A 13,098-nucleotide genomic window follows, 5' to 3' on the forward strand; every position below is an offset into this window, starting at 1 on the left:
GTCTCTGTGACTCTGTGTTCAAACATAAATTCTCATTTATCGTAAAAATAATTATTACGAAGTACTTACACTATGAATAATGTAGGCTACGTAGTAGTGTATAGACTCCTGAAGCATGAATAATGCAGGCTACAGTCTGACATTCTTCTACAAACAAAAAGCATTCACTGTAAATACGACCTTACTGCCTGAGAACCAACAACTTACAATTCACAAAAGAAAGTTGTAATGTAGTCATAATCAACCATAAAGAAAGTTTTGATGTAGTCAGTTTGATAAGAAATATATCCCACATATATACTTTTGCCGGAAACCGACAAATATTTAGATTCAAATTATTTAAGTCTTACTAACATGAAAAACAAATCTTCCCCCCGTCCGTAGCCTCCACCTATATCTATATAGGAGGAACTCTTAACCTGTATTATTCATACTGCAGGAGTTAACGAAGTTATCACTTCGTTAGGAGTTAAGGAGTGAAAGCCGATACTCCGTGAGGCATATAACAAGGCTGTCGGCGTTAACTCCTAAGCCAGCTTGTTGGCTGATAACTCCTTTAACTCCTACTGTTATGAATAATGCGGGTTAATGCAAACAATGTGTATTCAATTATTTTATTTATTTTAATCTTATTGATAGTATGAGAAAACAAATCTTATTGTGTTGGGCAATGATTGCAGGTTTCTTCTGCATTACATCATGCAACGACAAGAATGATGAGTTCGATGACAAGGGCAGTTGCACCATCAACTCATTTGAAGGTCCGGAAACAGCCTACATGGGCGATAGTATTAACTTCAATTTCCAGATTGCCGGCGACGGTATTCAGCTAAATCAATCAAAGATACAACTGTTCTTCGGTGAGACCATCGTCTCGGAACGGATCATGCTGACCCCTACTGCCGGAGGATATAGCGGCAAACTGCTGATTCCTTTCATGAAAAACGTAGAAGACGGCTCTGTCGACCTGAAACTACGCATCCAGAATGAACGTTTTGCCAATGCTGTAAATGAAAGAAACATCAGAATAATACGTCCTCTGTTTCCGAAACTGATATTGAAAGATGCTAACGGGGTAGCCCGTGAAATGTTACCGTCTGCTGAGGATCCTTATAAATATATTGTTACCGATATATTCCCCAGCCAATTCTTCGCCACGATTGAAGCGCCGAAATATGGACAGAACGGTAATGCTATGGTCTTTGGAAACTCTGACGGTAAGATTGCCAACGGAGTTAGCAACCTGATTGAATTCACGGCGGATATTGACGGAGAATATCCTATAACGTTCAACACCAAAACTTACGAAGGTACGCCTTTTATCAAATTTGCATTGAACGACGTTGAATTTGAAACAATAGATAATACCAGAGCTAAGGTAGAAATGAACTTGAAACAGGGACAAGACATCCAAATCACAGGACTAAAAGCTGACTACGCCAACTATTGGGTAAACCCGGCTTTCTTCCGCAAGGTGAAAGATACCAACGGGAAAACACTACGCTTTATGGGACGCGACGGGAAATATCGTGTCACGGTAGATAAATCATTGAAGTATTTCCGTGTAGAAGTTATGAATGCTTCAGGAACTGCCATAGCGAACTTAGCCAATGGGGACGACGTAATCTGGAGTATTGGAGACGGCAACATCGGGCAGCCTTCATTCAGCAAAAACGGAATAAGCTGGAGTACAGGTGAGAAAGTTATATGTTTGGCTCCTTTGGGTAACGGCAAACATCAGTTGGTATTAGAAGCCGGCACAAACATCAAAGCAGGAAGTATCAATTTCAAATTCTTCTATCAGAAAGGTTGGGGAGTTGAGTTTACTTCTGACAAAATATCTTTAGAGGATCAATCCAAGTGGTTTAGAGTAAACTCCGGTGATGGTAACATTAGAGGCGGAGACGCAGCCTTGATTAACGGTAAATTCTATATTGTTACCGTAGATATATCCGAAGGACCGACTAAAACGAAGATGTATGTGGAAGAGGCAGACGGTTTCGACGAGGTTGATCCGTTGCCTTAAATGAAAACTAATACAGATAAGTACAAGACATGAATTAGTTTATATTATTCTTATGAGTAGATATCTGATTATCAGCTTTTATAAAAGCATACATAGTATAAACTAATTAAATTCACTACTTAAAAAACATAGTTATATGAAAAACAAGAATAAAATAAAATGCTGCGCCGCCCTGTTTGCTATGGCTTTAACTTGGCAATCCGGTACAATTCAGGCAGCATCGACTGACGTAAAAACAGTCGGCATAGAAACTACTTTCCAAAAAGGAGAACAAAGAACTATTACCGGTTTATTGGTAGATACAAGCGGCGAACCTATTATTGGCGCTACTGTCATGATAGAAAGAACCACTCGCGGCGTCACTACGGATATTAACGGGAAATTCAGTATCAAAGCCTCTACCGGCGAATCTCTGGAATTCCGCTTTATCGGATACATAACGACTACTCGTAAAATAACGGCAGATACTCAGAATATAAATGTAGTCATGGAGGCAGATGCCGTAAGTTTGGATGACGTAGTGGTTATCGGTTACGGACAACAAAAGAAAGAAAGTGTTGTAAGTTCCATGGCATCCGTAGGTCCGGCCGAATTGAGCGTAAAAACCAGAAGCCTGACAAACAATATTGCAGGTAAAGTATCCGGATTGATTGCCGTACAACGCTCAGGAGAACCCGGTTGGGATGATGCACAGTTCTGGATTCGCGGTGTAAGTTCCTATGCCGGTGGCACAAGCCCGTTGGTATTGGTAGATGGTGTTCCCCGCAAGATGAATGATATAGATGTCGATGAAATCGAATCATTCTCCGTATTGAAAGATGCCGCGGCTACAGCCGTTTATGGGGCAGAAGGCGCCAATGGTGTTGTATTGATTACTTCAAAACGCGGTAAAGCTCAGAAAACAGTAGTCAACATGTCTGCTCAATATGGCATCGCTACTCCTACCCGTCTACCTAATTTAATGGACTCTTACAATTATCTGAGTCTCTACAATGAAGCAAGCTGGAATGACAAAGGTAATCCTTCTGTAGGTTTCGTCAGTCCTGTTAGTGACGATGTTTTAGAAAAATATCGCACAAGAGCTGATTCCGACTTATATCCGAATACTGATTGGATGGATATGTTGAAGGATCATACCAGCAATCAGCGTTACACTATCAACTTCCGCGGCGGTGGTGAGAAAGTACGCTTCTTCGTATCAGGCGCTTACTATCATGAGAACGGTATTTATAAGGACAATCCCAATCCGATAGTAGATTCCAACGTAAACTTCGAGCGTTACAACCTGCGTTCCAACATCGATTTCGACTTGAGCCGCACCACCCGTATGTCCGTGGACATGAGCGGACAATACATTAACCGTAAAGCTCCCAGCAAGACAGCCAATGAGATTTTCAATGGTATGACTTTGATGCCGGTTCATTTGATTCCAATGATTTATTCAGACGGAACACCTGCCGAACACCCTGACTCCGACAACCAGGGATTGCGCCAGAATCCCTATAACTACCTTTATTATAGTGGTTACAGCAAATCGTGGGAAGCCACGGTACAGTCCAAAGTTACATTAGAACAAGACTTGGATTTCATAACAAAAGGGCTTTCGGTAAAAGGTGTCGTAGGTTTTGACGCACGCAGCGGACAATTCATCAACCGCACCATGTCTGCCAATTCTTTCTATGCTTTGAGCCGCAATGAAGACGGCATACTGAACTACCAGCTACGCAGCGCCGGTTCGGCATTAAGTAATCCCAGCGGCGCCAACAGCGAAGGAGATAAAAGAATCTACTTAGAAGCTTCCTTGAACTATAAAAACACCTTTAACAAGAAACATGATGTAACTGCCATACTGCTTTACAACCAGAAAGACCGTCAGTTACAAAACGCCAGCAGTGGCATCAATCTGCTACCCTACCGCAAGCAAAGTATAGTAGCCCGTACCTCTTATGGATATGATGGCCGGTACATGTTAGAAGGAAGTTTCGGTATAACCGGCAGTGAGAATTTTGCCGAAGGACACCGTTGGGGTATTTTCCCTGCTGTGGGTGCTGCCTGGTTTATCAGCCATGAAAAGTGGTTTGAGCCATTGCTAAGTAGCGTGAACAAGCTTAAATTCCGCGCTTCATTCGGTATTACCGGTAACGACGATGTGCCGGGAGGACGTTTCCCTTATCTGGAAGTTATGAACGAAAGTGCCGGTGGAATTAACTTAGGTATTGCCGCGGCCTCTAACGGTAACGTACAAAACTGGATGGGTGGGTTGGCCGAACAATATGCTGCCGCACCGTTATTAAAATGGGAAATTGAGCGTAAAATCAACACGGGTTTTGACTTGGGTTTATTTAAAGGACGTGTAGACATGTCAGTAGACTACTTCAGCAATCGCCGTAAGGATATTCTAATGAACCGCACCACTATCCCGAGCATGACCGGTCTTCGCAATGGCCCGCGTCAGAATTTCGGCATAGTTACCAATAAAGGTATCGACGGTAATATCACGATAAAGGAACATTTCGGCAAACTGAATGTGACTTTGCGTGGAAACTTCACTTACACAAAGAATGAAATTGTGGAATGTGACGAAATCACTCCATTGTACGAATACCTGAGATATACGGGCCATACAATCAATACCCCGGTTTTATACATAGCCGAAGGCCTCTATACACCGGATGATTTCAATATTACACGCGACTTGGTAACCGGCGCCGAATCTTACACTCTAAAAGAGGGTATGCCCAATCCCGGAGCACAAGTATCACCAGGTGATATAAAATACAAGGATTTAAACAAAGACGGCGTAATAGACGGTTACGACCGCACATACAGTCACAACGTAAATTCGAACAGTCCAAAAACCGTTTACGGTATCGCCCTTGATTTTGAATACAAAGGATTCTTTGCCGGTGTCTTCTTCCAGGGAGCAGGCGGTTGTTCCGTAAATCTCATGTCCAAAGCATCCAACTTCATGCCTTTCAACCAGGGTAAAGATGCTTCATCAGCCCGTATGGAAGCCATGTCTCGTTGGACTGTTTCAAATCCTTATAATCAGGATGTTCTTTATCCACGTATGCACTCTTCGACATTCTCTTATAATCTGAACCCAAGTACTTGGTGGTATCGCGATGCAAGTTTCATCCGACTGAAAAATATAGAATTCGGTTACCAGTTCAATAAAAAACAGTTGAAAGCACTTCGTTTCCAGAATCTGCGCCTCTACATACAAGGCAGTAACCTGGCCGTATGGGATGATGTGAAATACTGGGATCCGGAATTGGGTGATGCAAATTCAGGCGCCAGATATCCGTTATCACGTACCTGGATTGCCGGTGTAGAAGTAACATTCTAAATTAATCCTCAAATATAAAAAGTATGAAATTCAAGAAATTAATATATTCAGTTCTGGCAGCAGGCCTTATGCTTAGCTCCACATCTTGTTCAGACTACCTGGATATTTCAGGAGAAATGAATGAAAACCTGACTTTGGACAAAGTGTTTGACAATCCCAACTATACCCGTAACTGGTATGGCAACATTTATCTTTGCATTTCCGAGTTTTCGGAAACCGGTTCCGAAGCAAGCGCCTTTAAGAATCCATGGTCAAATATATGCGGAGAAATCTCCTCACAGATGGGCCCGTCTAAAGACACCATGACATCCGGATATACAGCCAGTACAGCCTCGTTTCACCGTTGGCAAACGCTTTACCAATACATACGCCAAGCTTTAATATTTATTCAAAATGCCAAAGACGGCGGTGTGGGTGCCGACTCCAATGCATTGACCCCTGCCGATATTGCCCGTATGAAAGATGAAGCACGCTTCCTCATGGCTTATAGCTACTTCTCTATCTTTGAACTTTACGGCCCATGCCCTATTGTAACCACAATTGACGATGCCGCCTATCCGAAAATAACGGATTACAAGCGCCCAACGTTAGACCGTATGCTGGAATTCACCGATAGTCTATTGGTAGATGTATTGAGTCGCGACAACTTACCGCCAACGATCATTACCGGTACAGCCAATGGTGTGGGTAATGCCTTCAACCTGAATGAAGTGGTACGTCCCACCAAAATAACCGTTATGGCATTACGTGCCAAGATGTGGGTATATGCCGCTTCCAAACTCTTCAACGGAGGTTGGGACAAGGCAATGGAACTGAAAACAGTAGACGGCGAACAAATATTCCCATCCTACAACCGTGATAAGTGGGTGAAAGCCAAACAATGTCTGGAGACTCTGCTGGCAGCTTGCAAAGAGGCAGGACACGGTCTTTACAAAGTAGAAACAAACGGCTCTAATCAACCCGACCAATCGGTTTATCAACTTTTTCAAATATATAACCAGGAAATCCTGTGGTGCAGCACAAACAATAGCTATAGCGATCAGTACAAAATGGAAAAACGTACCAATCCGCGCAATGTAAATTCATGTTACGGAACTGTCGGCCCAACTCAGGAAGCGGTTGACATGTTCTTCACCAGAAATGGTCTTACCATCAAAGAAGATAGAGAATACAGCGAGAATGCTTTGGTAACCGTGCGCAATCCTACTTACAATGTAAATGTAGGAAAAGACGACGCCAACGTATTCAGCATGTACTCCAATCGTGAACCGCGTTTCTACGCCGATGTCATGTATCAAGGCAAAAGCTGGTTTAATACCAAATTTAATGCAAGTGAACCGAATTACTTCGTAGACTTCTCACTATATGGTGGCGCCGGTCCCGGAAGTAAAGATACCCCATTGACAGGCTATATGCTTGCTAAATTCAAAAACCGTACGGTAAACCATGCTTCAGGTGATACACAAGTCTTCAGACGCGTATCTATCATCTACCGTTTAGCTGAGTTCTACCTCTTTTATGCCGAGGTGTTGAATGAATTGGACCCCACAGACCCCAAAATCATCGAGTACATTGATTATGTTCGCGACCGTGCAGGTATCCCTACCTATGCCAAACTGGAAGCTGATAACGTCAAGACGATTAGCGGTGATTATGATAAGCAGTTTGATGCTATCCAACGCGAACGTTTCGTAGAACTTTACTGTGAAGGACAACGTTATTTCGACATTCGCCGTTGGATGGTGTGCGGTAAAGGACAAGTGGCAGATCAAACCCGTTTCAGTGGTATGAACGAATATGGAACAACCGATGTGGCTATCGGACAGATGGGTTCTTTCTACAACAGAACAAAATTAGAGAATCGCCTTTGGGATGACCGGATGTACCTCTATCCCATCCACTACAATGTAGTCACTTTAGCCCAAGGACTTATTCCGCAAAACCCCGGGTGGTAAATAAAATACTTTTTCATAGTTTTAAACAGCAGTAAGAAGATTAACTCAGGATTTGGAGGCAATTACCGGCAGAATCAGCATGGTAATTGCCTCTTTAACGAAACACCTCCATAAAGTTGAAAATCGGTTTTTATCTGCCATCTGCCACCTTTTTGCCCGTATCTATCTGATAATAAACTATTTGGAGCGTTGCAGATACCCGTTGCAGATAGGTGGCAGATACCTTATCTGCCACCTATCTGCCACACATCTCCCACCCTGCATCATCCTGCATCGAACAGGCATATATTCTGCACCGGACAGGGCACGCTTTTAGTTTCATTGCGATGAAACCGTTTGTTTCAATGTGATGGAACAAATAGTTTCAACGCATTGAAACCAATTGTTTCAACGTGTTGAAACCAATTGTTCCAAGGTAATATACTAATTGTTTCGACACGCCGGAACTAATTGTTTCGACATGCCGGAACTAAATGTTTCACTTGCTGAAACTAACCTGCATCATTCATAAGTGTCTCGTCATAAATGATAATTTAGCGAAGAAAAAATCCGCGTTCGTCCGCTTATTCCGTGTCGTCCGCGTACCCATTCTTCGCTAAATTATCATTTATAACGAGACACTTATAAATAATACAGGCTAAATGTATCGCTTGTTGAAACTAAATCCCCCCTACTTCAAACCCTCTTCGAAAACCTCTGCAGAAACTCCCCAAGATTCTCCCCTTCCGCAAGGTTCAACTTCTTACGCAAGCGATAGCGGCTAAGTTCCACCCCACGTTGCGAGAGATTCAGTAGCGGGGCAATCTCCTTCGACATCAGATTCATCTTGACATAGGCGCACAGCAGCTTCTCCCGGTTATTCAACTCAGGATATGCTTTTTCCAGCTTACAGAAGAAGTCGTGATGCACAGAGTCGAATGTATTCTGGAAGGCTTGCAAATCATCGTCATGCTCGATATTCGTATCAATCTGGCCGATAAGCCTTAAGGTCTTCCGGCGCAACGCTACCAGATTCTCTTCACTGATGGAATGAGAGATACCGACCACTTCCTTCTTGATACCCAGCAACATCTCATTCTTCCTGACAATGTTCAGCGTTGTACGAATCAACTCTTCCGACTTGTGCCGCAATTCAGACTGTAGATTCTCTTCTTTCAATGAATCTATCTTCTTGTCCTTCAACTCACCTTCCATCTGGTACTTTTGTTTCTGCCGGTAAAGCTCCAGCTCTTTCTGCATCAACAGCCGCTTACGACCAGCCGCAATACGATAATATACATAGCAAATCAACATCACTATAGCTACCGAATAAAGCAGGTAACTCCACCACGTACGATACCAGGGAGGCAGTATTTCGAACTCAAATGAGGTCTCCACCGGCTCCTGTTCTCCCCAGGTGAGTAGCTTTACACGAAACGTGTACTTGCCTTCATGCAGTCCTGTGAACTCTTTCGTATGATTCTCGTTGTATTCGCTCCACGCTTCCTCGCCTCCTCCCGAATTCAATTGATAGGAATACAGTACAACTCTCGCCTTATTGTAATTGTTCACACTGTACTCAATCCGCATCGAATTGTGAGAATAGGGTATTACCACCGGAGCCACATCGTACAAATAACTGCGCCCATAGACCAGTGAATCGCGCAATCCCGTAAGATAAACCTTCCTGATTTGCAGCGTCAGGGGCATCTGTGTATGCATACTGTCCAGCTTTAGCAATGAAAAACCCTCCTCGGTGCCCACAACTGCCTGGTCGCTTTTATAGAAGTGTACATCTTCAAAATTCTCTATCAACGCTCCCCGCAGGAAGATTTCATTATTTATCCGGTAATATTCCTGTTTGAAAGCATCGTAGCGGAGTATTTTCAGAACTCCGTCCGTTACATACCAGATGTTCTGCAATGAGTCTATCTTCATATAAGTGTATGAGGCTTTCCCCTCCAACAGTTGTTCCAGTCGGGCATACTCTTCCAGGCGGTCGCGACTTGGGTCGTAGTGCCACAAACCATAATGCGAGGCTACGGTCACTTCGTCTTTCACCCGCAGCAGACAGACGTCATAGCCACGCGGGAAATCAACCGTATTGTAATCCTTCATCTTTTCTATTCTCCGCAAGTCATCAGATAGAATCAAACGGCAAACACCGTCTTTCTTATTCCCTACCCACAGAATATTGGTGGAATTCTCCATCAACATGTCTTTGCACGAACGGACAAAGTCATTGATATAGCTCTCCACCAGCCAACGCCCCTCTTTCTTCACAAGCAGATACAAGCCTCTGTAAGTACCCGCAATCAGCACATCCTTACGCGCATCCACCGGCACCACGCCCCAAACTCCTTTCGGACTGTTGAGGTGTTCCATCCTGTCGCCATCTATAATAAAGATACCGTTATCCGAGCAGCAGAACAGTTTATCATCATAAGCATGAAGCGACCACATTTGCCCGCCGGTGCCGGGCACAAACTCTACAGGGTCTCTCATGTTCAACTGATTGGGAGGGGCAGAGCAATACAATCCCTGATTGGTAGCGAAGTAATACTTTCCCCGGTAACTGCACGACGCATATCCCGAACCGATAACAGGTTTACCGCCATAGAGGGAAGCGATACGTGCATTCAGGTGTACACAATCAATGCCATTGTCCAGCCCTAACCATAGATTGCCGGCTTTATCAAACATCATGCTTAGCACTGTTTTATTCTGCAAACCGTTTTCCGTGGACATCACTTCCGTTTCGTTTGTCTCCAGGTTCAATACACAAACCCCACCCTGGATACTGCCCAGTGCGAGCAACGAGTCTTGCAATGCTGCACAGAATATCCGGTTGCTGCGACAGAATTCTTCCGCCGCGGTAGGGTATTTCCTTAAAGTAGTGCCATCGCTGATAAACAGTCCGTTATCCCGGCTCACCATCAGCAGATTATCCTTATAAGACAGCAGACCACCCACTTTAACTACCATACCCATCTCCGGAGAACAGGATATGGGAATGAAGTCTGTTCCATTCAACATCGACAATCCTTCGGCGGAGGTAATATACAGTTTGTTTTGTACAATCAGTGAAGTATAGATTTCCGAAGAATAATCTACTTTCTGCACAGTGTCATTCTCCCAATAAAAGATGCTGCGGTCTGACTGGAAATATATCCGGTTTCTGTTCAAAAGGATATTCCAGATAACTCCTACATTCGTCTTTGGGGATAAACTATCGGAAAGGCAAGTGTACTCCAGTTCGCCAAGAGCGTTCGGTGTGAAATAGCCGAATTGTTCCATTCCACCGATATAAATCCGTCCGTCGTGCCCTACTTTTACTGCCCGGGTTTTGGCATTATGAATCGGATAGGTATTCCACTCCACACCGTCGTATTCCAGCAGTCCTTTATTATTGGCCACATAAATCCAACCATTATCATGCTGCTGAATACTCCAGTTCTGATTTCCTGCCTTGTAAGTATATCTTGTATAATTGCTAATGGGACGCTGCCAATCGGCTTTTACAGTCGTAGTATATGCCAATAGCAAAAAAAGAGAAGCCCAATTAATCTTCCGGTTCATAGCGGTTAACATTTATAGTTTTATCTGTGTCAAAGATAGCATCTTTCTATTAAAGAATAGATTGTTAGAAAGGAAATCAAATAAGAAAGTCAGGAGAACCGTACCAAAATCTTAGTTTGTGCCTTATATAAAAGACAATTTATTCTTGAATACAGAGGCACACTACAATAGTTATCATTTTGTTGAAAACCCTGCCGGAATATATACCCCCTTTAGCTTGTTCAATACAATACTATAAAATGCGACTATTCACAAAATATCCCCTTTAAAAATAGATTATGATAGAAAAACGTGTTACATTTGCGCAGGAACGAAACTTTGGTACACACATGAAACTATCTATTACTATCACAATCACCGCACTCTTCTGGATACTCACCGGATGCAGTAAATCACCATCTGCCAACAATATGTTGTTGGATAAAGTAGAAGCGCTCATAGAAATATCCCCGGACAGTGCATCCAATATACTGAAAGACAGCGTATTGCCGGAAGGCATGAGCGACAAAGATTTTGCACGCTGGTGCATGTCGTCGGGTAAGATAACCGACAAAATCTTCAATCACCTACTGCCAAGCTTTCAACTGGAGAGGGCTTATGACTGGTATTTCTCGAATGGTACTCCTGCCGAACAGGTACAAATCTCCATTTACCTGGGGCGTTCATACGCTGACGAAGGTAATCACGAGAAAGCGATGTCGATATATACCGATGCCCTCAAGGTTGGTGAAAAGTATAAGCTCAACAACTTGATGGGGTACACGTATTGCTATATAGGCGATTTGTATAGAGTAAAGGCCATGCGGACAGAAGCTCTCAAAAAATACAAGGCTGCTGCCGAGTGTTTCAAGAAAGAGAATAATACCGATAGTTATGCCTGTGCATTAAGAGACATTGGGCGTGAATATGTATTTATCGATTCAATCGCACAGGCATTAGAAGTGCTGACTATTGCCGATTCCGTGTCAGTGAACACAAAGAATATCAATGTCAGAGCCTCAATAGACAATGCACTGGGCAACATTCATGTGGAAAAAGGCGAATACGATAAAGCCAAGCCATTCTTTCTTCGCGCATTGGAAGGGAGAAATAAAATGCCCAACTACATGGCGCTGATCGACCTATATATCCTGACCGACTCCATAGATCAAGCCAAAGAGCTATTAGAGAATACTCCACAAGATGACCATGAATATGAATACAGCATCAAGTACCTATACTACCGAATCTATGAAGCAGAAGAGAATTACAAAGATGCATTCACCCATTTGAAGGAATATACAGACATATTGGATTCGGTTGCATACGCCGACGCCCAAACGAAAATACAGGATATTGAAGCCAGATACAACCTTCTGAAAATGCAAGAAGAAGTAAACCAACTGAAAAACAAACAGCAAAGCTATATCTTCATTTCAATTATTTGCATTTTAGCTTTATCACTGATGACAGTACTATATCTGTTATATCGAAAAAAGGCAAAAGAAGAAATAGAAAAGTACCAGACCAAAGTTGATAAAATGAAAAGTCAGTTATTAAATGATTCAGCTTTGCATAAAGAAAAAATAGAAAAGTACCAGGCAGACTTAGACAAGATGAGAAGTAAATTACTGCATGATTCTGCTTTGCATGAAGAAAAAATAAAAAAGCACCAGGCAGAGATAAACAAGATGAGAATGAAGTTATTGTATGACTCATCTTTATATAAAGAACTAACCCGTCTGGTTAATCAGATAACACCGGGAAAAGGTGAACCCTTAATAACCGAGGAAATGCGGAATCTTATTGAAAAAGAAATAACCACCGCTTATCCGAAGCTCTATGATTATATACATAAGGAGCTGTGTCCGGATCTGTTGCCATCCGAGTTTCAATATTGCTGTCTCTGCCTATATGGATTCAGTTACAAGGAAGAAGCAGTATTGCTGAATATTAATTCAAACTCTGCCAAGACGAAACGCGCACGGTTCAAAAAGAGACTGAACATATCGGAGGACACACCACTACGCGAATATTTGATTGAAAACATACATTAATCCTTTTACAGGAACATATTAGTGATGTGAATCAGTAGTTAAAGGAGTTATCGCTTCGCTCAGTAGTTATGGGAGTTAAAGCCGATAGTCTGGTTACTGATATACAGAATTAAGCATAAAGGGAGTATCAGCTTTAACTCCTAAGCCCGCCTGAGGGCTGATAACTCCTTTAAC

6 protein-coding genes are annotated in these 13,098 nt (G+C 42.8%); 5 read left to right on the top strand and 1 reads right to left on the bottom strand.

Annotation, left to right across the window (positions count from 1 at the left end; genetic code table 11):
- Positions 1-640 precede the first annotated feature (640 nt).
- The 4 genes from B2Z67_RS03565 to B2Z67_RS03580 all read left to right on the top strand — a co-directional run bounded on the left by B2Z67_RS03565 (position 641) and on the right by B2Z67_RS03580 (position 7,680).
- Positions 641-2,026 (top strand): DUF5125 domain-containing protein, encoded by a 1,386-nt coding sequence (locus B2Z67_RS03565; RefSeq protein ID WP_291528446.1) that lies wholly within the window; start codon positions 641-643, stop codon positions 2,024-2,026.
- A 136-nt stretch (positions 2,027-2,162) separates the two neighbouring features.
- The gene (locus tag B2Z67_RS03570) at positions 2,163-5,375 is read left to right on the top strand and encodes a SusC/RagA family TonB-linked outer membrane protein (protein WP_291528447.1); all 3,213 of its coding nucleotides are present in this window, start codon (positions 2,163-2,165) and stop codon (positions 5,373-5,375) included.
- Between the two features lie 23 nt (positions 5,376-5,398).
- Positions 5,399-7,330: a RagB/SusD family nutrient uptake outer membrane protein gene (locus B2Z67_RS03575; RefSeq protein ID WP_291528448.1), complete on the top strand. Its 1,932-nt coding sequence runs from the start codon at positions 5,399-5,401 to the stop codon at positions 7,328-7,330.
- A gap of 212 nt (positions 7,331-7,542) precedes the next feature.
- Positions 7,543-7,680, top strand: a complete 138-nt coding sequence (locus B2Z67_RS03580; protein ID WP_291528449.1) for a hypothetical protein — start codon at positions 7,543-7,545, stop codon at positions 7,678-7,680.
- Between the two features lie 325 nt (positions 7,681-8,005).
- Here the strand turns inward: B2Z67_RS03580 and B2Z67_RS03585 are convergent, their stop codons facing one another.
- Entirely contained in the window at positions 8,006-10,888 is a 2,883-nt protein-coding gene (locus tag B2Z67_RS03585) for a transcriptional regulator (RefSeq protein WP_291528450.1), read from the bottom strand.
- Positions 10,889-11,217: 329 nt separating this feature from the next.
- Between B2Z67_RS03585 and B2Z67_RS03590 the strand changes: the two genes are divergently transcribed.
- Entirely contained in the window at positions 11,218-12,924 is a 1,707-nt protein-coding gene (locus B2Z67_RS03590) for a hypothetical protein (protein ID WP_291528451.1), read from the top strand.
- Positions 12,925-13,098: the final 174 nt, after the last annotated feature.

It is taken from the genome of Bacteroides sp. UBA939 (assembly GCF_002293435.1).
Classification (GTDB): Bacteria; Bacteroidota; Bacteroidia; order Bacteroidales; family Bacteroidaceae; genus Bacteroides.

Coding starts and splice junctions, on each gene's coding strand:
- B2Z67_RS03585 (WP_291528450.1), bottom strand. CDS start 10,888: ATGAACCGGAAGATTAATTGGGCTTCTCTTTTTTTGCTATTGGCATAT.
- B2Z67_RS03575 (WP_291528448.1), top strand. CDS start 5,399: ATGAAATTCAAGAAATTAATATATTCAGTTCTGGCAGCAGGCCTTATG.
- B2Z67_RS03590 (WP_291528451.1), top strand. CDS start 11,218: ATGAAACTATCTATTACTATCACAATCACCGCACTCTTCTGGATACTC.
- B2Z67_RS03570 (WP_291528447.1), top strand. CDS start 2,163: ATGAAAAACAAGAATAAAATAAAATGCTGCGCCGCCCTGTTTGCTATG.
- B2Z67_RS03565 (WP_291528446.1), top strand. CDS start 641: ATGAGAAAACAAATCTTATTGTGTTGGGCAATGATTGCAGGTTTCTTC.